Origin of the sequence: Streptomyces sp. NPDC002742 (genome assembly GCF_042888885.1) — a bacterium.
GTDB lineage: Bacteria > Actinomycetota > Actinomycetes > Streptomycetales > Streptomycetaceae > Streptomyces.
Genome location: NZ_JBIAQF010000006.1, coordinates 416,006 through 439,861, shown reverse-complemented (window position 1 = coordinate 439,861; position 23,856 = coordinate 416,006). Strand labels below are relative to the sequence as shown.

Annotated in this window: 21 protein-coding genes and 1 tRNA gene; 12 read left to right on the top strand and 10 right to left on the bottom strand. The window is 69.8% G+C overall.

Annotated elements, in window-relative coordinates; translation table 11 throughout:
- Nucleotides 1-157: 157 nt before the first annotated feature.
- Nucleotides 158-880: a LuxR C-terminal-related transcriptional regulator gene (locus tag ACFYW8_RS13655; RefSeq protein WP_389072420.1), complete on the bottom strand. Its 723-nt coding sequence runs from the start codon at nucleotides 878-880 to the stop codon at nucleotides 158-160.
- 230 nt (nucleotides 881-1,110) lie between these two features.
- Between ACFYW8_RS13655 and ACFYW8_RS13650 the strand changes: the two genes are divergently transcribed.
- On the top strand, nucleotides 1,111-2,454 hold the full coding sequence (locus tag ACFYW8_RS13650; RefSeq protein WP_389072416.1) for a hydrolytic protein: 1,344 nt from the start codon (nucleotides 1,111-1,113) through the stop codon (nucleotides 2,452-2,454).
- A gap of 429 nt (nucleotides 2,455-2,883) precedes the next feature.
- On the opposite strand, the gene ACFYW8_RS13645 is transcribed toward ACFYW8_RS13650, so the two are convergent.
- Nucleotides 2,884-5,874 (bottom strand): hypothetical protein, encoded by a 2,991-nt coding sequence (locus ACFYW8_RS13645; RefSeq protein WP_389072412.1) that lies wholly within the window; start codon nucleotides 5,872-5,874, stop codon nucleotides 2,884-2,886.
- 497 nt (nucleotides 5,875-6,371) lie between these two features.
- Here ACFYW8_RS13645 and ACFYW8_RS13640 point away from each other — a divergent pair, with 497 nt between their 5' ends.
- Together ACFYW8_RS13640 and ACFYW8_RS13635 are read left to right on the top strand one after the other, a co-directional pair.
- The gene (locus tag ACFYW8_RS13640; protein WP_389072408.1) at nucleotides 6,372-6,770 is read left to right on the top strand and encodes a hypothetical protein; all 399 of its coding nucleotides are present in this window, start codon (nucleotides 6,372-6,374) and stop codon (nucleotides 6,768-6,770) included.
- Nucleotides 6,771-6,819: 49 nt separating this feature from the next.
- The gene (locus ACFYW8_RS13635) at nucleotides 6,820-6,999 is read left to right on the top strand and encodes a hypothetical protein (protein ID WP_365869193.1); all 180 of its coding nucleotides are present in this window, start codon (nucleotides 6,820-6,822) and stop codon (nucleotides 6,997-6,999) included.
- 133 nt (nucleotides 7,000-7,132) lie between these two features.
- On the opposite strand, the gene ACFYW8_RS13630 is transcribed toward ACFYW8_RS13635, so the two are convergent.
- The 3 genes from ACFYW8_RS13630 to ACFYW8_RS13620 all read right to left on the bottom strand — a co-directional run bounded on the left by ACFYW8_RS13630 (nucleotide 7,133) and on the right by ACFYW8_RS13620 (nucleotide 8,916).
- The gene (locus ACFYW8_RS13630; RefSeq protein WP_389072402.1) at nucleotides 7,133-7,438 is read right to left on the bottom strand and encodes a hypothetical protein; all 306 of its coding nucleotides are present in this window, start codon (nucleotides 7,436-7,438) and stop codon (nucleotides 7,133-7,135) included.
- Between the two features lie 262 nt (nucleotides 7,439-7,700).
- Entirely contained in the window at nucleotides 7,701-8,519 is an 819-nt protein-coding gene (locus ACFYW8_RS13625; protein WP_389072397.1) for a hypothetical protein, read from the bottom strand.
- Nucleotides 8,520-8,841: 322 nt separating this feature from the next.
- Nucleotides 8,842-8,916 (bottom strand) — tRNA-Trp (locus ACFYW8_RS13620).
- 194 nt (nucleotides 8,917-9,110) lie between these two features.
- Between ACFYW8_RS13620 and ACFYW8_RS13615 the strand changes: the two genes are divergently transcribed.
- A complete protein-coding gene (locus tag ACFYW8_RS13615) occupies nucleotides 9,111-9,392 on the top strand; it encodes a hypothetical protein (RefSeq protein WP_389072393.1) in 282 nt (93 codons plus the stop codon).
- Nucleotides 9,393-9,849: 457 nt separating this feature from the next.
- Here ACFYW8_RS13615 and ACFYW8_RS13610 read toward each other — a convergent pair whose 3' ends face one another.
- The 3 genes from ACFYW8_RS13610 to ACFYW8_RS13600 form a co-directional block, all read right to left on the bottom strand.
- The gene (locus tag ACFYW8_RS13610) at nucleotides 9,850-12,429 is read right to left on the bottom strand and encodes an Ig-like domain repeat protein (protein ID WP_389072389.1); all 2,580 of its coding nucleotides are present in this window, start codon (nucleotides 12,427-12,429) and stop codon (nucleotides 9,850-9,852) included.
- A gap of 422 nt (nucleotides 12,430-12,851) precedes the next feature.
- Complete coding sequence (locus tag ACFYW8_RS13605) at nucleotides 12,852-13,391, bottom strand: RDD family protein (protein ID WP_365869569.1); 540 nt, start codon at nucleotides 13,389-13,391, stop codon at nucleotides 12,852-12,854.
- Between the two features lie 174 nt (nucleotides 13,392-13,565).
- Complete coding sequence (locus ACFYW8_RS13600) at nucleotides 13,566-13,691, bottom strand: hypothetical protein (protein ID WP_365869199.1); 126 nt, start codon at nucleotides 13,689-13,691, stop codon at nucleotides 13,566-13,568.
- A gap of 928 nt (nucleotides 13,692-14,619) precedes the next feature.
- Between ACFYW8_RS13600 and ACFYW8_RS13595 the strand changes: the two genes are divergently transcribed.
- A complete protein-coding gene (locus ACFYW8_RS13595) occupies nucleotides 14,620-15,297 on the top strand; it encodes a DUF4142 domain-containing protein (protein WP_389072385.1) in 678 nt (225 codons plus the stop codon).
- A 208-nt stretch (nucleotides 15,298-15,505) separates the two neighbouring features.
- Here the strand turns inward: ACFYW8_RS13595 and ACFYW8_RS13590 are convergent, their stop codons facing one another.
- Complete coding sequence (locus ACFYW8_RS13590) at nucleotides 15,506-16,126, bottom strand: hypothetical protein (RefSeq protein ID WP_389072381.1); 621 nt, start codon at nucleotides 16,124-16,126, stop codon at nucleotides 15,506-15,508.
- A 737-nt stretch (nucleotides 16,127-16,863) separates the two neighbouring features.
- On the opposite strand from ACFYW8_RS13590, the gene ACFYW8_RS13585 reads away from it, so the two are divergent.
- The 4 genes from ACFYW8_RS13585 (at nucleotide 16,864) to ACFYW8_RS13570 (ending at nucleotide 20,469) form a co-directional block, all read left to right on the top strand.
- Nucleotides 16,864-17,067: a cold-shock protein gene (locus ACFYW8_RS13585; protein WP_030224351.1), complete on the top strand. Its 204-nt coding sequence runs from the start codon at nucleotides 16,864-16,866 to the stop codon at nucleotides 17,065-17,067.
- 722 nt (nucleotides 17,068-17,789) lie between these two features.
- Complete coding sequence (locus ACFYW8_RS13580; protein WP_365869202.1) at nucleotides 17,790-19,289, top strand: DEAD/DEAH box helicase; 1,500 nt, start codon at nucleotides 17,790-17,792, stop codon at nucleotides 19,287-19,289.
- Between the two features lie 484 nt (nucleotides 19,290-19,773).
- Nucleotides 19,774-20,076: a hypothetical protein gene (locus tag ACFYW8_RS13575; protein ID WP_389072373.1), complete on the top strand. Its 303-nt coding sequence runs from the start codon at nucleotides 19,774-19,776 to the stop codon at nucleotides 20,074-20,076.
- Between the two features lie 78 nt (nucleotides 20,077-20,154).
- The gene (locus ACFYW8_RS13570) at nucleotides 20,155-20,469 is read left to right on the top strand and encodes an SCO5918 family protein (protein WP_389072369.1); all 315 of its coding nucleotides are present in this window, start codon (nucleotides 20,155-20,157) and stop codon (nucleotides 20,467-20,469) included.
- 69 nt (nucleotides 20,470-20,538) lie between these two features.
- Here the strand turns inward: ACFYW8_RS13570 and ACFYW8_RS13565 are convergent, their stop codons facing one another.
- Complete coding sequence (locus ACFYW8_RS13565; RefSeq protein ID WP_389072365.1) at nucleotides 20,539-20,913, bottom strand: hypothetical protein; 375 nt, start codon at nucleotides 20,911-20,913, stop codon at nucleotides 20,539-20,541.
- Between the two features lie 510 nt (nucleotides 20,914-21,423).
- Between ACFYW8_RS13565 and ACFYW8_RS13560 the strand changes: the two genes are divergently transcribed.
- From ACFYW8_RS13560 to ACFYW8_RS13550, 3 genes are all read left to right on the top strand, one after another.
- Nucleotides 21,424-21,768 carry a MerR family transcriptional regulator gene (locus tag ACFYW8_RS13560; protein ID WP_389072361.1) on the top strand — a complete coding sequence of 115 codons (345 nt, stop codon included), beginning with the start codon at nucleotides 21,424-21,426 and terminating at the stop codon, nucleotides 21,766-21,768.
- Between the two features lie 491 nt (nucleotides 21,769-22,259).
- Nucleotides 22,260-22,607 carry a hypothetical protein gene (locus ACFYW8_RS13555; protein ID WP_365869210.1) on the top strand — a complete coding sequence of 116 codons (348 nt, stop codon included), beginning with the start codon at nucleotides 22,260-22,262 and terminating at the stop codon, nucleotides 22,605-22,607.
- Nucleotides 22,608-22,775: 168 nt separating this feature from the next.
- Nucleotides 22,776-23,771 carry an NAD-dependent epimerase/dehydratase family protein gene (locus ACFYW8_RS13550; protein ID WP_389072353.1) on the top strand — a complete coding sequence of 332 codons (996 nt, stop codon included), beginning with the start codon at nucleotides 22,776-22,778 and terminating at the stop codon, nucleotides 23,769-23,771.
- Nucleotides 23,772-23,856: the final 85 nt, after the last annotated feature.

The window sequence follows — 23,856 nt, the reverse complement described above, 5'->3', positions numbered from 1 at the left end:
CGTACCCCTGCCACCCTGCGACGGCCGCACGCGACGCGGCAGGGCGGCGGGGCCGTACCCGGGGGAAGCGCGGGGTGCGCTTTCGGGCAGTGCGGTGGGCCTCCGGGCAGTGCCGGGGTGCCCGGGCGTCGTCGGACCGGCCCGTCGCGGGCCGGCGTCAGATCAGCCCGTTGCGCAGTGCGTAGCCGACCGCATGGGCCCGGTTGCGCAGTTGCAGCCGGGTGATGATCTCGTGCAGGACGTTCTTGACGGTCCGTTCGGAGTACGCGGTCTTGCGGGCGATCTCCGCGGTGTCCAGGCCCTCCGACACCAGGCGCAGCATGTCCGCCTCGCGGGTGGTCAGCGTGGACAGGGACAGGCCCTGCGGGTCGAGCGCCGAGCGCTGGAGGCTGCCCATGTGGCTGAGCAGTTTGCCGAGCAGGTCGCCGGGCAGCACGCCCTCGCCGTTGGCGATCGCCATGACCAGGTGGAGGAGCCGGTCCTGGTCGGCCTCGGCGCGCCGCAGCACCGCCGACACCCCGCACTCGATGACGCGTTGCAGTGCGCCGGACCCGAGGGTGCCGACCACGAGGCCCGTACGGCTGCCGGTGTTGTGCCGCAGCCGCTGCAGCAGGGCGGCCACATCGTCGTCGACGTGGTCCACGACCACCAGCGACGCCTGGGCCCGCTCCACGTCGGCGTCGTCGAGCAGGTCGATCTCGGGGCGCTGACGTAACTGCTGGACGACGCCGACGCGCAGGACCGGATCGGCGGCGTAGACGGCCAAGGTCACCCGGGCCGGACGGTCGGAGTGGGAGGACTGGTGCGTGGCCCGGTCCTGGGCGGCCACAGGTGTCGCGAGGGCCGATATGGCCGGATTGTTCTCGTCCGAACGGAACATGGCCGGGATACCACCTGATTCATGAGGGCGCGGGGGGAGCGGGAACGCGAGCGGCGGGGCGATCGCCGGAAAGGCCGGAATAGCCGGAAAGCGGAGTGGGCACGGCGGCGGGCCACATCAACGATTCACAAGCGTAAGGGAGTTGACTTTGGCTTCAGAGGCATCACGACTGCCCGCGTGTTGCCCTCGCACCCCTCGTGACGGCCCGGGCGCGCTCCTACCGTGGTCGCGTGACGCCTTCTGCAGCCTCTTCCGGCCCCGGTGCGCCCAGCCTCGACATCCCGGCCGTGACGGTGGCGCCCGGCAGCACCGCCACGACCAGCCTGACCGTCCGCAACGACAGCGACATCGTCGAGGCGTACAGCCTGGAGGTCGTCGGGGACTGCGCCTCCTGGGCCACCGTGGAACCCCCGAGGGTCTCCCTCTACCCCGGCACCTCCGAGACGGTGACGATCCGTCTGGAGCCGCCACGCTCCCCGGAGATACGCGCCGGTGAGCTGCCCCTTGGGGTACGGATCCTGCCGGCCGAGCATCCCGATGCGGTGACGGTCCCCGAAACCACCGTGCACATCGAGGAGTTCCACGAGTTGCGGACCGAGCTGGCCCCGCGCCGCCGGCGCGGCTGGCTGCGCGGCCGCTACCGGCTCGCGGTGCGCAACCAGGGCAACACCCCGGTGCAGGTGGGCTTCACCCCCGGCCAGGCGGGCGAGGAGCTGGCGTTCGCCTTCAACCCGGCCGAGCCGAAGCTGGAGCCCGGCGAGTCGGTCGAGGTCGGGCTGCGGGTCCGTACGGGCAAGCCCGTGTGGTTCGGCTCCCCGGTGGTGTGGCCGTTCACCCTGGCCACCGCCGAGACCGGCGACCGTGACGGGACCCAGCCGGACGAGACCGCCGACCGGCCGCCGCTGGACGCGGAGTTCGTCCAGATCCCCATCTTCCCGAAGTGGCTGCTCGCCGTGCTCGCGGCGCTGCTCGCGCTGCTGCTCGCCTGGTTCACGCTGGTCCGCCCTGCGGTGCGCAGCGCCGCGAAGGAGGCGGCCAACGAGGTGGTCCAGCCGCGCCCCACGCCCGCGGGAGAACAGGGCGGCAACGGGCAGACACCCGGCAACGGTTCCGGCGGCGCGAGCGCCTCGCCCGACGGTCAGGGCAAGGGCACCGGCAACGGTTCCGGAGCGGGTGGCGACGGAACCTCGACCGGAGACGGCGCCACGGTCGGCGGCGGTCAGCAGAGCTCGGCGACCATCGACCTGAAGACCTCCGGCGGGGCGACCGATACCGGCACCTACAAGGTGCCCGAGAAGAGCGTCTTCGGTGTGACGGACATCGTCGTCGCCAACTTCCAGGGTGATGAAGGGGTGATGACGATCAACTTCGGCGACCGCAAGATCACCACGATCGCCCTGGAAACCTTCCGCAACCAGGACTACCACTGGGTCACCCCCATCAAGATCCCCGCGAACAACACCGTGACCATCGAAGTGACCTGCGCGAAGCCGGGCACTCCGGCCACCGGCCGCCAGGCGCAGAGATGTCACGAGGTCCTGAACGTGAGCGGTGCGGTCAGCCGCACCAAGTGAGCCGCACCGCAAGCTCCCGATCATTTTTGATTAGTGCCGACTACATCTGTAAAGAGCGACCATAGATTCTGTCCAGAATTAGATAATCCTGGTCTCAAAAACGGCATCCAGCCCCAGACGGCACACACGCGGCAACCAGACCAACGCCATCATCACGGTCACCGGCACCACCGCTGCCACCGGTCCGCCCTGTCCGAGAACTGGCCGGCGCGAACCATCGCGTGCCGTCAATGACCGAGCCGGCCAGAGCTACGGATCAGAAGGCTCCGACCCTCACCGCGGCCCCGCGTACCGCGGGGTACGGCTACGCTCCCCGCGCCCGAGGACGGGCCGACGACACCGTGGAAACGCGCGGAGCTCCCCCCAGCCACCGTATGGGCGGCCGGGGGGAGCTCCATGGCATCCGGGCTGATCGTCCGGGTCAACGGGTCAACGGGTGACCATGATCGCGTCCAGGTGCACGGTGGAGCGCCCGGCCGAGCTCCCGGACAGCACCTTCAACTGCGCCTTGTGGCCGGTGATCTTCGTACCGAGCGTGTACGTGAACACCACCTTCCGGTAGCTCGTCGTCGAGGCGTAGGTGTTCACCGTGCCCACCGTGACACCGTCGACGATCACCGCGAAGCGGCCGCCGTTCGACCTGCGGGTCGCCACGATCCGGAGTTTCGTGCCGTCGCCGGTGAAGGACACCGTGGCGCCCGTCGCACCCGATACCCGCTCGGTCTTCGCCCAGGCCGACGTCACCGACGTCGATGTCCAGGTCCCCTTGTAGGTCAGCACCGAGGACCGGTCGTCGACCGGCACGCCGGTTGCCGCCGCCGCGCTCCACGCCCCGGTCTGACCGGCGTCGTCATGGGCACGTACGTAGAAGCGGTACGTCTGACCGGACTTCGGCGTCACCGGGCTGCCGGATGCGCCGAATGTCGCAGACTTGGCCGTGGTGCGGGTGTGCCACGTCTGGAGTGAACCGAGCGTCCATACGCCCGTGCTGCTGCGGGTGGCGACCCGCCAGCCGACGTCGTACGACGTGACGCCCACCGTTTTCGCTGCCCAACCGACCGGGATCACCGCGCCGGTCGAGCCGTCACTGGCGAGAGCGGGTGCGGTGGCGGACGCGGCAGGAACGCTCCTGCGCAGGGTGACCGTACCGCTGAGGCCGGCCGCGGGCTCGTCCGTCACCGTGTCCTTCGCGGTGAGCGTCCAGGTGTAGGCGCCCTCGGCGCCCGCCGTGCCCGCGGTGTTCTTGCCGTTCCAGACCGGGGAGACGTTCCCGCCCGGGGCCGTCCCGGTCAGGGTGCGCACCGAGGTGCTGCCAGACTTGAGGGTCAACGTCCAGGACACCGGCCGGTTGTACGTCCAGGTGGGCGCCCAGGTGTCGGACGAGCCGTCGCCGTTCGGGCTGAACCCGGTCGGGACGGAGGCGGAGCCGGAGGAGGGGGACGGGGCACCCGCCCACACCGTGTGGGTGACGCCGTCGTCGTCCATCCAGGCGGCCCACGGCGCGTCACGGTCCACGGCCCACCGCTCGGCGACACCGGTGTTCGCCCTCGACGGCAGCGTGAACAGCGGTTGCGTGGTGGCACCGGTCAGACCCAGCGGCTGGGCGTTGAGGGTGATGCTCGTGCCGGTGCTCCTCGTGAAGGTGTACAGCGTGTCCGCGCCGAGGACCGGGGTCATCATCCCGGAGGTGTCCACCGGCGTACGGGTGGTGGTCGTGCCCGTCTTGATCAGCAGGCCCTGGTGGGAATCGGCCCCGCACGTCGTCAGCAGGACCCACGGACCGCGGACCTGGAGGCCTCCGGGCAGACAGTCCACCGTGGTGATTGTGGACGTGGTGCCGGTCGCCAGATCGGTCCGCCGGATGGACGAGGCGGACGTGCCGCTCTTCACCGAGGTGTAGAGGGCGCCCTTGTACAGGACCGAGCCGCTGGAGACGCGCTCGGTCTTCCCGGTCGCGACGGTGTAGAGCAGCAGGGTGCCGTTGTAGTCGGTCGTCTTGTCGGACAGCAGGAAATGGCCGCCGTCGAAGCCCCTGACCACGTCGCCCGAGATGTCCTCCAGCTCCAGGGGCACACCAGTCGGCGTCCCGTTGTCGTAGACCTGGAAGGCGTTGCCCTGCTCGACCAGCACCCGATGCCCGTCGGCGGCCAGCGTCTGGTGAACAGTGCCGGTCGAATAGGCCAGGACGCGTGACGGCGTGGTCGCCGCGACTCCGGAGGGGCCGGCGGCGAGACGGGAGGAGAGCAGGACACCGTTGGCGCGGGAGGAATCGTCGGCGGTGTAGAGGGTGCCGCCGGACAAGACCAGGGCATCCAGGCGCGCCGGGCCGGCGGGGATCGTCGTGGCGTCGCCGTCGGCCTTGGACACCCGGCCGGCCGTGAGGGTCAGGACGGCGGCGTCCTTGTCCGGCCGGTACAGCAACGCACGCATCCGGCCGTCGTCGCCCACCGACACGTCACCGAACGTGCCTCCGAGGTCAGCGGCGGGGGCGGTGGAGCCGTCCCGGGCCATCGCGTACAGCTCGTTTCCGTTGGCGCTCCACGTGTACCAGGCAAGGGTGTCGTCGCTGATCCAGCGGGCCTTGTCGGTGGGCAGGGTGACGGTCGCCGGTCCGTCGGCGGGCGCGGACCGCCGCCACTCGGTCAGCGTCGCGCCGTCGATGACCCCGAAGCGGGAGGGGGTGAACTCCAGCCCCTGCGGCAGCTGGTCGGTGTCGGGCTCGGTGACGGTGACCGTCGTGCCGGTGGCGAAGTCGACGTAGTCGATCCGGTGGCCCCAGCCGGGTGCGGTCCGCCGCAGCACCAGCGCGCCGTCGGCGTCCGACGCCAGCACCTCGTACTGCTCGTCGTCGGAGAACAGGGTGCGGTCGCCGCCGGAGGTACGCAGCACCAGCCGCACGCGATACTCCGAGTCGCCGTTCTCGTAAGCCTGTTGGACAAGGATGCCGTCGCCGGCCTGGGCCCGGTAATGCTCGTCGAGCGTGTTGGCCGAGGCGTCGTAGGCGACGGTGAGCGTCTCACGGACACCCGTGTCAAGGTGACGCAGGGTCACGTGGTCGGCGAGGTCGCCGTTGGGGTTGGTCGAGGTGGCGGTCGCCACCACCGAGCCCTGCACGGACACGGCATCGGGGTTGGCGTAGTCGCCGTCGCCGGCCAGTGCCCCGAGGTCCTGTGGGGTGCCGCCCGCCACGGACAGCCAGCCGTGCGGCAGCCTGTCGGCGGACGTGCTCTGCTGCCAGACGACCGCCTGACCGGACCCCGACACCGGGTTGGCCGACGGTACGGACGTGGTCCGCGCCGGCAGCGAGGCCGTCACTCCGGTGGTGGCCGCGGCGGCGGGAAGCAGCGCGACCGACCCCGTGAGAACCAGCGCGCCGGCCACGGCCGCGGACAGGGCGACGTGACGCGTGTGTGAGGGCATTGGGCCGCTTTCTCCTGAACGTAAGGGCGGGATCATTGCACACCGGCCAAAGCCACATACGCCCAGGTAGGAGTCGGCGGCATCGTCGCGCTGCGGTCCCGGACCCCGCCCGTTTCGCCGAACAGTAGGCGTCCGGGTCAACGGCCCTCCGCCGACGCCGTTTCTCGACCAAGGCACCCCGTGGCCGACGCGCAGGAGGGCTGACCGACACCTGACGGAGGAGAAAACCTGAGACGCTGCCCCTGTCTCAGTTTCCTTCTCGTTCAGCCCCGTTCACGACAATTCGGACGAGCCTCGCAACCCTCCCTGGGCCGACGACCGACCGATGCCATGAATGCGGGTGAACGCCCCCGCACGCACCCCAACACCCCAACACCCCGACCAAACAGTCGGAAAGGGTGCGCCTGCTCCCGCGACAGTGGAGATCGTTCACGGAGGCCCACGGAGCCCCACGGAGGCTCCAACACAGGCGGGGTAGTCTCCGGGTGGAGGACCCCATGACTTCGTGGATCATGCTGGCCTGCGGATGCGTGATGGCATCCCTGGGAATGTTGACCTTGAGCGGTCGACATGGAGCGCGGTACAGGCATCCTCGGCTGGGCGGTTGGGGATTCATCCTGGTCGGTGCCGGTTTTGCGCTGGACGGATTGCCGGGGCTCGTCGAGTGGTCCTACGAAGTGGGCGCGGACCTCGCCGCCGTGGCCTTCATTCTCGTCGTGCTCGGGGCGGCGCTTCAGATCCTCGGCGGGCGGACACCAAGGGCCGCCCGACTCCTGGCATCATTGGCTGCCGCCAACAAGCCCGAACCGCACCGGGCAGCGGCCGACGTCACCGGTGGGCCGGCCGGGGGAGAACAAGGCTCGGCCCCTGGTGACAGTGGCCGACGATCGACCTGACTCGGGAGTACTTATGGCTCCGCGCTTTGCACGACTGGGCAAGGGCCTGGTGACCTGTATATCCATGATCGGGTTCGGCCACCAGGCTCTGTACGGCGAGGGGGCCCTGCGGATCGGTTCCATCTTCTTTTTGGTGATGGGAGTGGTCGCGACCGCAGCCGCGGTCCTCGACCACTTCCGCCCTCGATCGAAGCGGCGCCGGTCACTGGAGAAGCGGGAAGCTGCCTGAAGTGCCCGTCCCGCCGCTGACCGCTTCTCGTGCCGGAACGGGCATGGACGCAGGGGGAATTGGGCCACGCCCGGACCGCCGTCCGTCCTGACCGGCCCCGCTGCCCGTGGCTCGAAGGGCCGGGCGCTGCGCGCTAGTGACGTGCGGCGAGGGAGTGGAACTCCAGCGCTCCGATCCCCAGGACGATGAGCTGCATCACGCCGGGGACGCGCCAGCGTAGGGCCAGAAGTCCACCACCCGTGATCACGGCACCACCGGCCAGATACCACATGGCCCGCCACGCGAACCTCTGCGCCTCGGGCGAGATGCTGCCGTCGTCGGTCCATCCCGCGAGCCCATAGCCGAACCACGATCCGGCGATGTACACCAGGTCGACCGCGAGCAGCAGTACGCCGACCATCACCTGCGCGCCGACATGCGGCCGACTCCCGCGCTCCATAACGACCCCCGTCCGTCCGCGGTCGCCGGTCCTCCGATCGCCCGCGGCCCAGCTTGCCGACCCGGTACGTCCGGCACATGAGTACCCGTACTCAGAAGCGAAGCGAGGACGCCCAGGACACAACGGCCGACCAGAGGTCAGCGGTGCCGTGGTGCCCGGGATTCGTGGCGGGCGTCATGGGCTGCCGTCCCGACCACGACGACCACCGAGACATGCGGGAGCTCTGCCCACACCTGCGGAAACGCAGTCGGCTACGACAGCGTCAGGCTGCGGCTTCGAGCCTGGCAAAGGCCTTGGCCAATGCCTGGTTCAGCATCGTCCGATCGAACTTGGCGGTGCTGGTCGCCGCGATCAGCTCGCCATTGATCTCGACCACGTTGTCTCCGACCTGAACCACGGCCAGCACGTTGTCGGACGAGCCGGCCGTGCTGCCCATGGGCCACTCGATTCCGGCGCTCGCGTCGCCCAGCCCCGGAACGGTGAGGGAACGGGGCTCGGATGCCACCGTGCCGGTTGCCCGCTTGCTGTGGACGGTCCGGCAGGTCGAGCCGGCCGTCGCCACATCGGACACGATCTTGGCAGCGACGCCGTGCGGATAGCCTGCCACGATCTCGGTCATAATCGTCACACGATCGGACCCGATCAGGTCGATCGCCGCATAGGCGTCAGCGGCAGGCGCCTTCCTCCCGTAGCCGATCGCGTTGAGCAGTCGCGAACACGGCTGCGTGTCCGCGTCCAAGATGATTCCGAACGGGCCGTCGACGGGCGGCTGGTCGCTGATCGCACTGTGACGGGCGCCGTAGACACCGCCGGGGTTGGTGCCCAGGGCGTCGTCCGTCGTGAAGGGGCCGTGTGTCAGGTCCGTGGTCCGGAGCAGTCCCGCCTTGAGCCGAGCCAGGGACAGCGACGGGGTCGCCGGCACCGATGCCGTGGAGCCCGGCGGCGAGGTCGGGGCGGTGGCGCTCGGCCTTTCCGATCCACTCCTGGTGCTCGTGGCCGATGGCGTAACCGAAGTACACGCAGTAAGCGTGCCGGTGAATGCCACAGCGACAGCGAACAGAACCAACCCTTTGCCGGTCACGATGCCTCCCTACGTGCACCAGATCATCGATCGGGCCACTGTCCGGTGCGGTGCCAAGTGTTGTGGCGCAACCGTGATCAACTGGAGCTGCGCGGCGGCCCGTTCGTCGAAATGGACCACGGAGTTCCGGGTCCCGAGGAGCGGTGGCACGCGCCGGAAGGGTGCAGGACCAGGGAGTGGCGGGCCGCTTCCGGCGACCGACGCAGACCATGACTCCGTTCCTGATGCCGTCTGGAGCGCGGCGGACACGGTGAACACGTCGGATATGGCGGACACCGTGAGCACGGCGGACACGGCGGACACGGCGGACACGGCGAGAAGGCAGAACCGGCCGGATTCGAACCGGCGTCCTCGCGATTTTGGAGACCGCGCGCGACGACCTCTGCGCTACGGCTCCGCCCCGTCCGCCATCCTAGGGCCGCCCGCTGCTGCCGAGGCGGTACCCGTGCCCTTGCCGTGCCCGTTCGGCCGGGAACTGGCGGGGAACTACCGCACCTGACGCACCAGGTCTTTCAAGCCATGTCTCCGGGGCCGTCAAACCGTAGGCCAAAGACTTACGTTCGTGCACTAGCCTGCCCGCGGAGGGGTGCCATGTCTGCATGGATCATTTTGGGCTCGGGCTGCTTCGGCGTGGTCCTGGGCGTGTTGACCTTGATCGGCCGGGGAATCGCGCGGTCGCCTTGGGCTGGTTGGGGTCGGACAGCCATGGGCTGCGGCTTCGTCCTGATCGGCGGAGCCAGACTTCTCGACTTCTCTTACGGAGCGGGGTTGGTTGCTTACGGCATCGCCCTGGCGCTCGTCGTGCTCGGTGCGGCGTTTCAGGTCCGGGCCGGAGTGTTCGCCAGAGCTCGACGTGCTGTTGACGAAATCTGAGCAGCGCCGTTACTCCCGGCCGTCGCGCTCACAGTTCACATCGAGAGGGTCAGGGGGCTCGGGTCCCGTACCGCGTCTCGCCAGGTGAACTCCGCTACTTGCCGGCGGGGTAGACCTTGATGTCCTTGTTGACGAAGAGGTGGACGTACCCACACCGCCAGCAGATCAGGCCTGTTGCGTTCTCGTCGGCCCAAGCCAACTTCAGGAACTCCATGCCGGAGCTGTTGAGCAGGACATTCCGCGCCCGGAACAGGTCCCCCTCACAGATCTGGCAAGTGATCCAGATTTCACCCAGTGCCGCACGTACCGGTTTCGCCATCTCGCGAACGCCCCCCGTCGCTGCCGTACGGACGGAGCGAGACTACCGGCCGGTACGAACCGCTCGCAGCAGCCCACTCGGAAGCCCCGGCCGACGGGCCGCTCGGCGCTCCTCCACCGAGCGGCCCTGGGCCAAGGGTCAGTTGGTGAAGTAGAGGTACTTCCAGGAGCTGTAGGTGGTGGAGTTGACGTTGTCGCCGGAGTATTCGTTGATGTAGGCCGACCGGACCCGGACGCGGAGGCCCGCCTCGTCGGAGGAGCCGAGGTCGATGACGCTCTTGCCGTTGGTGCCCAGTCCGAAGAACTCCTCGTAACCGCGGTGCCACTGGCCCTGTGAGTAGACGTCGATGTCCAGCCGGTGGCGGCGGCCCGGGTAGTAACTCATCGTGGTGGTGAACAGCGGCCCGGTGGTCTTTCGGTACCAGTAGTACGTCGGGGAGCTCGCGCTGATCTTGCCCGTCTTGTAGTACTTCGTCACGGAGGTGGAGACACTCACCTGGGCGTACGCGTTGACCTGGACCGACTTCGGGGCGGTGCGGGCGTCACCGGCGAAGACCGCGGTGACTGTGGTGTCCCGCTTCATGTCCACCACGGCGGAGACGTTTCCGCTGGAGTTGACGGTCGCCTTCTTCACCAGGACGTTGGGCTTGTCCGAGCCGAAGGGGTTGGCCCAGATCTCCACCGTACGGTTCTTGTAGGTGGCGCCCAGGTGCGCGGTGAAGGTGACGTCCTTGTCGTACGAGTACACCGTGCCGTTGTTGTTCAGGCTCAGCGTGGGGGTGGTCCGGGAGACGGCCACCGTGTCGGAGCCCGAAGCCGCGGCGCGGCTCGCGTCGCCCGCGTAGGAGACGGTGTACTTCACGTCGCCGCCGGCCGACGGGGTGTCGGTGAAGGAGAAGGCGCCGTCCGCCTTGGTCTTCACCGTGGCCAGCGCCTTGCCCGAGGGCGACTCCAGATCGGTGCGCTTGACGGTGAGTGCCGTGCCGGCCGGCAGCGCGGCGGCGTTGGCGACCTTGCCGGTGACGGTCAGCGACTTGGCGCGGGTGGCCGAGGAGGGCGCGCTCACCGTCACCGTGGTGGCGCTGCGGGCGACAGTCACCGTCCGCGTGGCGGACGCCGGAGCGTGGCCGGCGTCGCCCGCGTAGGAGACGGCGTACCTCACATCGCCCTCGACCGACGGGATGTCAGCGAATGAGAACGTCCCGTCCTCACCCGTCGTCACCGCCGCCAGCACCTGACCCGACGGCGACTGCGCATCCGTACGAGTGACCGTCAGCGACGTCCCGGCCGGCAGCACATCACCACCACTCACCTTCCCTGTGACGGTCAGCGACTTACCGGGAACAACCGAGGCAGGCGCGCTCACCGTCACCGTGGTGGCGCTGCGGGCGACAGTCACCGTCCGCGTGGCGGACGCCGGAGCGTGGCCGGCGTCGCCCGCGTAGGAGACGGCGTACCTCACATCGCCCTCGACCGACGGGATGTCGGCGAAGGAGAACGTCCCGTCCTCACCCGTCGTCACCGCCGCCAGCACCTGACCCGACGGCGACTGCGCATCCGTACGAGTGACCGTCAGCGACGTCCCGGCCGGCAGCACATCACCACCACTCACCTTCCCTGTGACGGTCAGCGACTTACCGGGAACAACCGAGGCAGGCGCGCTCACCGTCACCGTGGTGGCGGCCTTGGTCGGCGCGTTCAGCGTGTTGAGCCGGTACGTGCTGCCGTTTTCGGTGACCGCGAAGAGGTGGTTGCCGTCCGGCTCCCAGGCCAGGCCGTCCGGAACCAGGGTGCCGGTGCCGGTGTCGGCGAAGTCGTACTTCCGGACCGGCTGGGTGGTGCCGGGCTTGAAGATGTAGACGTCCGGCGCGTAGTAGCCGTCGATGCCCGCGGCGACGGTGCCGTCCGCGGCGATGTCGACGGAGTTCGGGTAGGTGTCGGTCGGGTAGCTGCCGACTTCCTTCAGGTCGGTGGTGGACAGCACCTGGTGCTTGTAGGGCCAGCCGCTGGCCGTGACGACCTGGTTGCCGTCGGGGGTCACCGCGAGGTCGCGCAGGTTGCTGCCGGCCTGGCCCTGGGCGATGAGCCTGGGCGCGTCGGCGCCGGAGACGTCATAGGTCGCCACGGCGGAGGGGCTGGAGCCCGGCTCGGCGGCGGCCAGCACACCGGGCGCGGCCGGGTTGGACGCCAGCCGGGGTGCGTAGTACCAGCGGCTGCGGCTGTCCTGGGCCACGGCGAGGACGGGTTCCGGGTTCGAGAGGTCGAGGGAACCGATGTCGCCGTTCATCGTCGTGCCGTAGCCGAACCACAGTTTCCCGCCGACGCGGGCGAGGGTCGCCGGGGCGTCGGCGGTGCCGGTCGGGTACCGCGCGGACTCGGTGAGGCCGGCCGTGTCGATGGCCGCGATCTCGTCGCTGCCCGCGACGGCCACGTACAGCGTCTGCGAGTCGGCCGAGAGTTCCAGGCCGTTGGCCTGCGGCAGCGAGCCGAGCGTCCCGACGACGTTGCCGCTGTAGTCGGTGGCGACGACCTTGCCGCCGGTCGGGTCGCTCACGAAGACGCGCTGGTGCACGCTGTCCACGACGACGTCGGCGACTGAGGTGACGGGCAGGACGGCGTGGCCGTCCGCGTGGGCGGCCGTGGACCCGAGGCCCGTCAGCGCGACGGAACTGAAGAGGACGGCGAGTGCCGTCGCGGAGGAGATTCTGCGGTTGCGCAAGGTGGTTCAAGCCCCCATGAGCAGTGGGAGGCCGCGCGTCACCGGAGGTTGAAGGGCACCGGGCGCGGCATGTTTCGAATGCCTATGACACCGGTGTGACAACGGAGTCGCCGGAATAGTTGTGCGCGGGAAGAGAAGATTCCGGGGACGGGAGGAACGCACACCACACGACGGACAGCGGAGGACAAAGGACGAGCAACGGGCGATGGAGGACGGTGGGCAAGAAACCGGAAGCCGTCCGGAAGGGCGGCGGCCGCGCGGGCGTCCGTCGCGCCGGGGGACCGCGCTCGGGGCGTGCCGAAGGGCGTGGCCGGCCTCGACGAGATCCGCCGTCGGAACGGCATTCCGCAGCTCGGAATCCGTACGACCAGGACGTACCGGTCCGCCGGTACGTCCTGGTCGTGGGAGCGGGAGGCCGATGCTCAGGCGGTACGCCTGACGACGACCGAGCCGGCCATGGAGTCCACCAGGCTCTGCTTCTCGCTGCCGAAGACCTTGAACAGGTTGACCCAGACGACGATGGTCACCGTGATCGTGCTGAGGAAGCCCATCACCACGCCGGACAGCAGGAAGTTGCGGACGAACATGTCGCCCCAGGTCAGCCGGACGCCGGTGTCCTTCTTCACTATGGTCAGGCCCAGGAGCTTCTGGCCCGGGTTCGCCGAGTCGGTGGACCAGGTGACCATGGCCCAGACCAGCCAGCCGATGCCCAGGGTGACGACCATCAGCAGGAGGTTCAGCAGGTAGGCGCCGAAACGCGCGCCGGCGCCCACGCGCAGTTCCTTCGGCACGGTCTGCGTGACGTGCACGGTGTAACCCGGCGCCGGGGCAGGGACAACGGGCCCGGCGTAACCGGCGGGCACGACCGGAGCGGGCCCGAAGCCCGGCGCCTGCGTCGGGGCCGGCCCGGTCGCGGCTTCGGGCGTGGTGTGAGTCGGGGCTTCGACGGACGCCTTGTCCATGTTCACGGCGCTGCTCCTCAATGGTTCGAGATATTCGGGGTCGAGATATTCAGGGGTGTTCAGGAAGAAACTGCTGCTTGCGGTACGGCAACGGCGGGTGCGGTGCGGCGAGATCTCGCGGCACCGAGTCGCTCGGCGGTCACAGCGGGAGAAGCCGGTCACGACCGGGACCGATCACCAGTCGCAGCCGGAGCCGAAGGAGGCGCCGGCGACCTGGACTTCGAGGCGAGCCGGGCCGGCGTCGACGACTTGGACGGCGGCACGGAGAAGCGGTACGGCGCAGGACGGACTGGTGCTCATTTGCTTCCCCGAAGGACTGGCGGGCCCGAGGGGCCTACGGGTGGAATCGCGCGAACTCCCCCGACCACCCGGACACTTCACGGGGGCCGGGCGCCGGTTGGGGGAACCGACCTTCGGCATGCGGTCCGCTGATACGACCGCGCCATGAGCGCCGAACCGACAAGGAGGTTCCTCACGTTGTGAAGATCCATGGTTGATGCGTGGAGCAATTGATAGCAGCCCTGAGTGACTCATGCAATATGCATGAGTCACCACGGCAGCACTGACCGGCGGAAACGAAGCGTCAACACCCAACCGGGGTACACCCGGTGACACAACCGGGTGGCCCCGTAGAGGGCTTCACATATCCGCCGGCACGACATGACGCGCCATCACCGACGCTCCCGTGCCGTCACTCGATGCGCTCTTCTCGATGCACAGGGTCACGATGATCGTGTGCCCCACCTGGCCCCCAGGACCCGCGTGCCGTGGGCAGGGCGTGGCCGGTCGCCGAGCCGTTCCCGGGCGCCCGTCCGCAGTGGCGCTGATGAAGGCTCCGGCGGTCCCGAACGTCCTGCCGTTCTGGACCGCGACCGTCCGACAGGAAGCCGGCCGGACGCGATGGTGGCCGCTGCTCGCGAAGAGCTTCAGGGCCCGGCCGGCGCCGTACCGGCCGCCGCCGTACCGGCCGGCGCCGTAATAGGGATCATCTTGGCGGCCGAAGAGGCACGATGCTGCGGCCCGGCGCCCGGGGCCGTTCGGCCCTACCGGTCCCGGGCGGCGAAGTGATCTTCTGGCACGGCGGCCGGGTGGCCGGCCCCCAACTCCCGTTCCCCCGTGCGGGAAAGAGGCCGGCCACCCGGTGCGCGCCAAGAACGGCTCCGGCCGGTAGGGACCGCACCGGCCACGCAGGGGTTTCCGGACGCCAGCCGGTCCAAGGGAGGTTCAGTTGCGGCGCAGCATCGCCACGATGTTCATGGTGTTGGCGATCGTCGGCACGATCGGCTCACTCGCATACCCGGTGTTCTATTCGTACCCTCACCGCTTCGACGGCGCGAAGCCCGCAGTGGCCGACCCCGGCCCGGCGGTGAACACACCCTGGGGACCACTGACCGTCGCCGATCGGGATCTCGTGGTGCAAGTGCAGCTCGAAGGGCTGTGGGAGATACCCGCGGGCCGGCAGGCGATCGAGCGGGCCCCCACGAAGGCGATCGAGGAGGCGGGCGACCGTCTGGTGGCCGGCCACACCGACCTCGACAAGCGCGTTCGCACCGTCGCGACCGCTCTCGCCCTCGTACTGCCGACCCAGCCGACCGCGGAGCAGCAGGGCTGGCTCGCGCAGTTGTCTGCGGCCCAGGGCGATGACTACCGGCGGACGTTCGCGAATCTCCTGCGTGACGAGCACGGCAGGATCTTCCAGGCGATCGCGCAGGTGCGCAGCAGCACCCGCAACACGCTGGTGCGGGAGCTGGCCACGGCCACCAACCGGACCGAACTGGATCACATCTCGGTGCTGGAGAAGACCGGATACGTCGACTTCGACGCCGTCGCGCACGAGACGACGGCCTCTCCGGCCGCGGTTCCGACAGGGTTTCCGACAGGGTTTCCCGCGACGTCGTCACCGTGAGGACCGGCGGCCCGGGAACGCGACCCGTGCGCCGCCCGACCGGATGCCCGTCACCAGGTCGGCCGTGCCTGTCACCCGGCCGACGGGCGGACATCACCGAGCCGGCCGGATGCCCGTCACCTGTTCGATCAACCGACCCGGACCACGTCGACCGCGGCGAGGTCCGGGGGCCTGTGGCGAAGCCCGCGGCCGTGGCCGCGCGGGCGGCTCAGTGCGGGAGCGAGCAGTTTCCCCAGGCGGTGGCCAGGGCGTGGGGAATCGCCGGGATGTCTCCGCAGCCGTGCGGTCCGGCGGGGAAGCCGTCACTCGCGACGTAGACCCAGCCGCCGCCGGAGCTGCGGAAGTACTTGACGGCGCTTCCCTCGTCCTGCATACCCACGAGTTCCGCCTGCGTGGCACCCGCGGTGAGCCCGAAACGGGTGGCGGCGTAGCGAGTGGTGCCGCACTGGCCGTAGAAGAACACGTGCGGCACCGGCTCGATGTGCGTGAAGTGGGTGACGTCGTGCCGGTAGACCTGGGTCACGGCGGCCTTCACCGCGTCGTCGACGGCCAGGTTGCGGCAGCCGGCAACGGCCGTGGACGGGTGGCTGGTCGGGGCGGGGGACTTGTCCGTGACCCGCTCCGCGGTGGCGGACGCGGTGGCCGAGCCGTGCGACGGCGTGCGCGTGCCGACCGGACCGGACGAGGGTGAAGTGGCCGGGGCCGAGGCGGCCGGTGCGGAGGTGCGGGTCCCTGCGGCGGAACCTGCGCCCGCCGAGTCCTGGCACCCCGTCAGCAGCATGATTCCGCCCGCCACCGCTATCACCGACGTACGTCTGAGACCGGGCATGACCCATCCTTTCTCTACGACTTCTCCCGGCCGACTCTTCTCGACCGACGAAGTCGTGGTCACGGCCTGCGTGACCACGGCATACGGCCGTGGTGCGCCCGGCCGCGGGTTCTGCCCCACAGGACAGCGCGGGAGCGCCCGGGAGTTGCAGGGGGAGGCATGCGGGTTGGTCTCGATTCCGCATACGCCCCTCCCACCGGTGGCCGACACCGCCCCGCACGGTCTCCCACCGGTCGCCGACCCCGCCCGCACGGTCTCCCACCGGTCGCCGCCCTGTCACAGGGGCCGTTCCGCCGGTCGCCGTTCCCGTCCCGCGATGCGGGGTACGGTGCCGTCACCGTGCCGCGGGGTGCGCTCGTCGCCGGACGGCGACGGCGCGGGTCGAATTTCGTCACATCTTCCGAACTCCGCCGCACGACCCCGGTGGATCCCCGGGCAGAAACGCTGTGACCCGGGCGAGTCAATATCTGTGGCGGCGACGTAAGAAATCGACGACGGACGCGATGAGGATTTCTTGATCGACAGGCGGAGCGAAGTTATCCGCCGCGCGCAATCGATCGTGCCGTGCTACTGTCGATAGCAGTTGCAGTTGTGGTTCCCAAAAACTTGTGAGCATCCACCCTGTTCTTGCAGGGTGGAGTTCTTTTGTATCCGGTCATTTCCGGCGGGGTAATCATCACGGCGACACGGAGTCAGCACTCTGCGGACTCCGAGCACCGTCCCAAAGGAGAATTGACATGGCTACTGGCACCGTGAAGTGGTTCAACGCTGAAAAGGGCTTCGGCTTCATCGAGCAGGACGGCGGCGGCGCCGACGTCTTCGCCCACTACTCGAACATCGCCGCGCAGGGCTTCCGCGAGCTCCAGGAAGGCCAGAAGGTCTCCTTCGACATCGCGCAGGGCCAGAAGGGCCCGACGGCGGAGAACATCGTTCCCGCCTGACACCCGCACGCACGGCGCAGCTGGGGCCCGCACCTTGGGGTGCGGGCCCCAGCTCGCCGCGTTTTCGGCGCAGACGCCCCGGCGGTCCGCGGTGGGTTTCGACCCGCGACCGCGCTTCCGGGAGTCCAGGTTCGGATCAGGGTCCACGGCGACCCGCCCTCCTGGGGCCACGGCCCCCGGTACGGGAATCCGCACCCGCCGCCCGGGAAGCGAACGCACCGGAGCGGTGCCCGCGCCCGGACCTTTCGGCCCGTATCCCGACGTCTGCCGCCGATCTCGCACCCGGGCCGCACCTGGTCCACTCGTGACCTGCTCCTCGTCCGGTCCTGGCCCACATCGGTCTGTTTCCCGTTCCCGGCTCGCTCCGGTTCCGCGCTGGGGCCGCGTATGGTCCGCGTAAGGGTCGCGTCCGGTCCGATCGTGTGTTCTGTCGCACGTCGTCCGACGCTTCCCCCTCGCTTCCCATTCGTTTCTCTCCGCTTCCCTTCGTTTTCCTTCACCCTGCTCCATTCCGCTTCATCTGCTCCATCTGCTCCATCTGCTTCACCCTCTCCATTCCTCTTGTTTCCGGGATCGCGCCGCCCGTTCGGCAGCACATCCCGTGAGAGATCTCACCGATCCCATTCGGTGCTGAATTTCATTCGGCTCGTTCTCGCGATTCTCTGCGCTGCTCATTCGCTGCGGGAATTCCTTGATACGCGCCCGATCAAGGAAGGTTCCGCATGAACCGCACGCGCACCAACGATCGCTACTCCCGCACCCGCACCGAGGGTGCCGGCTCCAAGAGGAGCGGCGGCAGCCGATTCGGCGCCCCGTCCTCGGGCCGTTCCGGCGGTCCCAGCCGGTCGAAGGGCTACGGACGCCAGCAGGCCTCCCCGCAGGGAGAGTTCGCGGTGCCGGTGACGATCACGCCCGCCCTGCCCCCCGTGGAGGCGTTCGCCGACCTCGCCCTGCCGGAGCAGTTGCTCGCGGCACTCGGCCACGAGGGCGTCACCGTCCCGTTCCCGATCCAGGGCGCGACCCTGCCGAACTCCCTCGCGGGCCGTGACGTACTCGGCCGGGGCCGCACCGGCTCGGGCAAGACCCTGGCCTTCGGCCTCGCGCTGCTGGCCCGTACCGCCGGTCAGCGCGCCGAGCCCAGGCAGCCGCTGGCCCTGATCCTCGTGCCCACCCGCGAACTGGCACAGCAGGTCACCGACGCGCTCACCCCGTACGCCCGTTCCCTGCGTCTGCGGATGGCCACCGTCGTCGGCGGGATGTCGATCGGCCGCCAGGCCGGTGCCCTGCGCGGCGGGGCCGAGGTCGTCGTCGCGACGCCGGGCCGGCTCAAGGACCTCATCGAGCGGGGCGACTGCCGGCTGAACCAGGTCGGCATCACCGTCCTGGACGAGGCCGACCAGATGGCCGACATGGGCTTCATGCCGCAGGTCACGGCGCTGCTCGACCAGGTGCGTCCGGAAGGGCAGCGGATGCTTTTCTCGGCCACCCTGGACCGCAACGTCGACCTGCTGGTCCGCCGCTACCTCTCCGACCCGGTGGTCCACTCCGTCGACCCGTCCGCGGGCGCGGTCACGACGATGGAGCACCACGTCCTGCATGTGCAGGCCTCGGACAAGAACCGGACGACCACCGAGATCGCCGCACGCGAGGGCCGGGTGATCATGTTCCTGGACACCAAGCACGCGGTGGACCGGCTGACCGATCACCTGCTGAGCAGCGGTGTCCGCGCGGCCGCCCTGCACGGCGGCAAGTCCCAGCCGCAGCGCACCCGGACTCTGTCCCAGTTCAAGACGGGGCACGTGACGGTCCTGGTGGCGACCAACGTCGCGGCCCGTGGCATCCACGTCGACAACCTCGACCTCGTCGTCAACGTCGACCCGCCGACGGACCACAAGGACTACCTGCACCGCGGTGGCCGTACGGCCCGTGCCGGCGAGTCCGGCAGCGTCGTGACCCTGGTGATGCCCAACCAGCGCCGCGAGATGAGCCGGCTGATGGCCGCCGCCGGGATCACCCCGCAGACCAGTCAAGTGCGTTCAGGCGAAGCGGAGTTGAACCGCATCACCGGCGCCCAGGCTCCCTCGGGCGTGCCGGTCGTCATCCGCGCGCCGGTTACGGAGCGTCCCCGCCGCAGCGCCTCGGCCTCCTCCCGGGGCCGACGTGGCCGCTCCGGCCAGAGCCGGTCCACCGGCACCGCCACGCACCGCACGGCCCAGCAGTAGTCCGGCCGTCGCGCGACACCCGCTGTCGTCGCGCGACACCGGGCGCCCGGCGCCTGATGCCCGCGGTCCGACGCCTGACCGCCGACACCGACACCCGTCGACTGACGGCTGACGGCTGACGGCTGACGGCTGACGGCTGACGGCTGACGGCTGACGGCTCAGAACCGTGACACGCTGGTCGCCGGTGGCTCATCACCGGCGACCTGTCACGGGTCACTCCTCGCCCGTCCCGGTTACCGGTCGCGGTGACCGGCTGCGGTGGCTGGTCACCGGTATCGCCGGATGCCCGTTGCTGATGGCCGGTCGGCGGTCACGGTCACCATTCGCCGTGACCGGTTGCCCGTTGCCGTTCGTCAGCCATCTGTTGCCAGTCAGCATTCGCCGGTGACCGCACCACCTGTCACCGGTCACCGCCGCCGGTCACCGGTCACTCTCCACCGTTCGCCACGCTCACCCCCGCACTCACCCCGCAGGAGGCCCCCCTTTGGCGCTCGTTCAGATGCAGCCGCAGTCCTCAGGACTCGTCCCGGCCGCCGTCGTCGACCTGGGGGACGCTTCCGGGCCGCGGGTGCGGGGCGACATGACCGTCGAGGTGGCGCTGTCCGTCATGGCGGGCGCCCGTGTCGGGTATCTCATCGTCTGCGACGCGGACGACCAGTGCACGGGTTCGGTCACCGAGGCCCAGCTCACCCTCGTCCGCGACGGCTCCGCGTACACGGATCGGGTCCGCGTACGTGACGTCCTCGGCCCCCGCCGTTCCCCGGGCACTCTCGCACTCTCCCACTGAGCGTCCCGCCGTCCCCGGTCGGCCCGCTCGGCCCGGCTCGCCGCTCGGGCCCCTTTCCCCCGCTATCTGTGAGGCATCATGCGCTGTGTCATCGCCCGCTTCCCGTTCGACCTCACCAAGAGTGGTGTGCTGGAGTCGATGAAGGGGATCAAGCCCGAGCCGATCACGGGTGAGTCCGTGATCATCGGCCGCTGCCACTACCCCGTCAAGCAGGTCGGCGAGGTCATCACCCGCCAGGACCGCCGCGATTTCACGAGCGGTGAAGTGACCCGGGCCATGGCCCGTCTCGGCTTCACCTGCCGTACCCCGGAGCCGGCCACGCCCGCGCCCGTCCTCAGCCCCCTCCAGAACGCCTCGGCGCTGCTCGGCAGCCCCGAGCCGCTCGAGCTCTGAGGACCTCCGCCCACATCAGGACAGCCATGAGGGCCCCGCCGACACCGTCGGCGGGGCCCTCATCGCGTTTCACTGGTCGGAGTAGCTGAAGTCGCCCACGGTCCAGGCACTGACGTCCTCGATCGCGACGCGGTACATCCCGCCGGTGTCGGGAATCCCGACGCTGCCCTGCAGGATGCGGGCGAGATGGAAGTGCAGATGGGCCGGTGCCCCGGCGCGGTCGCCCCGGCCCGCCGTCCGGTCAGGGGCGAAGACGTCGGAGAACGGGCCGAGACGGTCCGAGTCCTTCAGGACCTCCGACACCCGCTCCCGCCACACGGCCTCCGGCGCCAGTCGGCCGGTGATGACGGCACCGCCGACGACCACGGTCAACGACATCTGCGTGCTGTGCCCGGACTCCACCATGGCGGAGATGTCAACGAGGAGCTCGTCAGGTTTCGACATGGAAGTCGATTCTATTCAGCGGCCGCTGCGAGCGCCGTGTCGGTAGCGGCGCGAACGCCGTGTCGGTAGCCGAGCGGTAGCGGCGCGGTAGCCGTGTCGGTAGCTGTGTGCCGCAGAATATCTGGGTCTGGAGCCTCTCGAAATCTGCCTTTGTCACAGTAGACATCAGGCGGTGGCGTGATTAAGGTTTCTTGTACGGACAGATTCGGGCCGGAGGAGTTCACTGCCGGTCCGGCCAGTGCCCGACGCGACGGAAGGACGGAGGAAGCAGACGCCATCAGGATCGCCCGGCCCGAGAGCATCCCGGTCCGGGTACCGCAAGAACCCGGAATGGACGGTGGTTCCCGGTCACGGCTACACGATCCCCGCTGACCCGCCCCTCGCTCGGGCCCGGTAGCGGAAACAGACGGTCGGCTCCGCAGTAGAGCCGGCAGATGGTGTTCAATTTCCTTCGGGGCCCTGGTGCCGTACGGCAGCGGGGCCCCTCGACGCGTGCCACAACGAGGTGAAATGACAGCGGACACTCCACTCACTGGTCGTCTCGACGACGACGACTACCCCGCGTACACGATGGGCAGGGCCGCCGAGATGCTCGGCACCACACCGGGCTTCCTCCGAGCCATCGGTGAGGCCCGCCTGATCACTCCGCTCCGCTCGGAGGGCGGCCACCGTCGCTACTCCCGCTATCAGCTGAGAATCGCCGCCCGCGCGCGGGAACTCGTCGACAGGGGAACCCCGATCGAGGCCGCTTGTCGCATCGTCATCCTTGAGGACCAGCTCGAAGAGGCTCAGCGCATCAACGCCGAGTACCGGCGCGCAGCGCAGGCGGCACCGGAGGGATCCAGCGCCGGCTGAAGGCGTCCGCGGCGGGCCGGTCGTCCGGCCACGTGGAATCGACACACCCCGCAATGGACGCTTCGTGTTCGACGCCCCGTAGTCGACACCCCCGATCGGCACCCCGGATCACACCCAAGGGTGCAGTGCGTCCGCGCCCCGGTACGGGATCGCGTTGACACAAGGGGTCGCCCGGCGTTGACTGACAGCCCGGTGTGCGGCCCATGCCTCTCGGGTGACCGGACCGTGGCGGCCGTGATCACCGCAGTGATGACCCTCCCGGAACGCCCGACCCGATCGTCACCACGCGATCATCACCACGCGATCGTCACCACCCGATCGTCGCGACGTCACCACCCGATCGTCGCGACGTCGCGACCCGATCGTCGCGACACGATGGCACCACCCGATCGGCACGGCACGATCGTTTCGACATGACCGTCGCGACATGATCGTCGCCACCCGGTCTCTCTACGCGCCCCGCCGGTACGACGTACAGGAAGTGGCCCACGATGATGTACGACCAGACACGCGCCCAGCAGCCCCCGGACAGGCAGCCCGGTTCCGCCGGGCGCCGCACGCCGGGCCCGGAACCGCTGCTCGGGGCGGACGAGCGGGCCGAACTCACCCAGCGGCTCCATCACGCCCTCAACACCTTCTCGCACAGCCCGCGTGAGGCGCTGGAGGAGGCCGAGACCGCGTTCGACGAGGCCGCGGCCCAGCTGATGAGCGCCCTCACGGAACGGCGCCGCACCCTCCACGAGGGCTGGCACGGCCAGGACCCCGAGACCCAGTCCGACGAACTCCGGCACGCGCTGCGGCAGTACCGCGAGATCACCCAACGGCTGTTGCGCATGTGACCACGCGGCCGCGCACATGACCGCGCGCGCCTCCGCCCCGGGCCGGAACCCGCCGGTGCCGGGCGCGCCCTCGGGCCGGGTCCTGCCGCCGACCCGGGTCTTACGGTGCGATGACGTGGTGGGCGTGGTGATGCCGCCCGACGGGGTGGCGGTTCTAGCGTTCGTCCCATGCGTGTACTGGTTACCGGCGGGGCCGGGTTCATCGGAGGTCAGGTCGTCGCGGCGCTGCGCGCCCGGGGGCATGAGGCGGTCGTGTTCGACCTGCGGGACGGACTCGACGTCCGGAACGCCGAGGCCGTCGCGGGAGCGCTGAACGGCGTGGACGCGGTGTGTCATCAGGCCGCGATGGTGGGCCTCGGCGTCGGGTTCGGGGACGCGGTCGAATACGTGTCGCGCAATGACCTCGGTACGGCCGTGCTGCTCGCCGGGATGGCGGACGCGGGAGTACGGCGGCTCGTGCTCGCCGGGTCGATGGTCGTGTACGGGGAGGGGCGGTACGCGTGCGAGTGGCACGGGGTGGTGCGGCCGGGGCCGCGCGCCGTCGCCGATCTGGACGCCAGGTGCTTCGAGCCGCGGTGCCCGCGCTGCGGTGAGGAACTGACGCCGGGCCTGGTGGGCGAGGACGCGCCCGTCGACCCGCGCAACGTGTACGCGACGACCAAGCTGGCCCAGGAGCATCTCGCGGCGGCGTGGGCCCGCTCGACGGACGGCACCGCGGTGTCGCTGCGCTATCACAACGTCTACGGCCCCGGAATGCCCCGCGACACCCCGTACGCGGGCGTCGCCTCCTTCTTCCGGTCCGCGCTCGCCCGCGGTGAGGCCCCGCGCGTCTTCGAGGACGGTGGCCAGCGGCGGGACTTCGTCCACGTCGAGGATGTGGCCGCGGCCAACGTGACTGCCCTGGAGGCGAGTTCGCGGGACGGCGCCCTCACCGTCTACAACACCGGCAGCGGCGAGCCACGTACGGTCGGCGAGATGGCGCGGGCCCTGGCGGACGCCTACGGCGGCCCTGAGCCGGTCGTGACCGGGGAGTACCGGCTCGGGGACGTACGGCACATCACCGCGGATTCGGCCCGGCTGCGGGCCGAGCTGGGGTGGAAGGCGGAGATCGGATTCACCGAGGGAATGCGGGAGTTCGCGAAAGCTCCGCTGCGCGCGGAGTAGCGCCTCGGAGCGCGGACGCTCGGCGGGAACCGCGAGGAACGGACGACGCTCGGCGGGAACCGCGAGGAACGGACGACGCTCGGCG

Bases quoted from the DNA above. Each gene is read 5' to 3' on its own strand.
- ACFYW8_RS13655 (WP_389072420.1), bottom strand. From the start codon at position 880: ATGTTCCGTTCGGACGAGAACAATCCGGCCATATCGGCCCTCGCGACA.
- ACFYW8_RS13600 (WP_365869199.1), bottom strand. From the start codon at position 13,691: ATGAGCACCAGTCCGTCCTGCGCCGTACCGCTTCTCCGTGCCGCCGTC.
- ACFYW8_RS13555 (WP_365869210.1), top strand. From the start codon at position 22,260: ATGATGTACGACCAGACACGCGCCCAGCAGCCCCCGGACAGGCAGCCC.
- ACFYW8_RS13580 (WP_365869202.1), top strand. From the start codon at position 17,790: ATGAACCGCACGCGCACCAACGATCGCTACTCCCGCACCCGCACCGAG.
- ACFYW8_RS13570 (WP_389072369.1), top strand. From the start codon at position 20,155: ATGCGCTGTGTCATCGCCCGCTTCCCGTTCGACCTCACCAAGAGTGGT.
- ACFYW8_RS13605 (WP_365869569.1), bottom strand. From the start codon at position 13,391: ATGGACAAGGCGTCCGTCGAAGCCCCGACTCACACCACGCCCGAAGCC.
- ACFYW8_RS13565 (WP_389072365.1), bottom strand. From the start codon at position 20,913: ATGTCGAAACCTGACGAGCTCCTCGTTGACATCTCCGCCATGGTGGAG.
- ACFYW8_RS13630 (WP_389072402.1), bottom strand. From the start codon at position 7,438: ATGGAGCGCGGGAGTCGGCCGCATGTCGGCGCGCAGGTGATGGTCGGC.
- ACFYW8_RS13585 (WP_030224351.1), top strand. From the start codon at position 16,864: ATGGCTACTGGCACCGTGAAGTGGTTCAACGCTGAAAAGGGCTTCGGC.
- ACFYW8_RS13640 (WP_389072408.1), top strand. From the start codon at position 6,372: ATGACTTCGTGGATCATGCTGGCCTGCGGATGCGTGATGGCATCCCTG.
- ACFYW8_RS13560 (WP_389072361.1), top strand. From the start codon at position 21,424: ATGACAGCGGACACTCCACTCACTGGTCGTCTCGACGACGACGACTAC.
- ACFYW8_RS13645 (WP_389072412.1), bottom strand. From the start codon at position 5,874: ATGCCCTCACACACGCGTCACGTCGCCCTGTCCGCGGCCGTGGCCGGC.
- ACFYW8_RS13590 (WP_389072381.1), bottom strand. From the start codon at position 16,126: ATGCCCGGTCTCAGACGTACGTCGGTGATAGCGGTGGCGGGCGGAATC.
- ACFYW8_RS13615 (WP_389072393.1), top strand. From the start codon at position 9,111: ATGTCTGCATGGATCATTTTGGGCTCGGGCTGCTTCGGCGTGGTCCTG.
- ACFYW8_RS13550 (WP_389072353.1), top strand. From the start codon at position 22,776: ATGCGTGTACTGGTTACCGGCGGGGCCGGGTTCATCGGAGGTCAGGTC.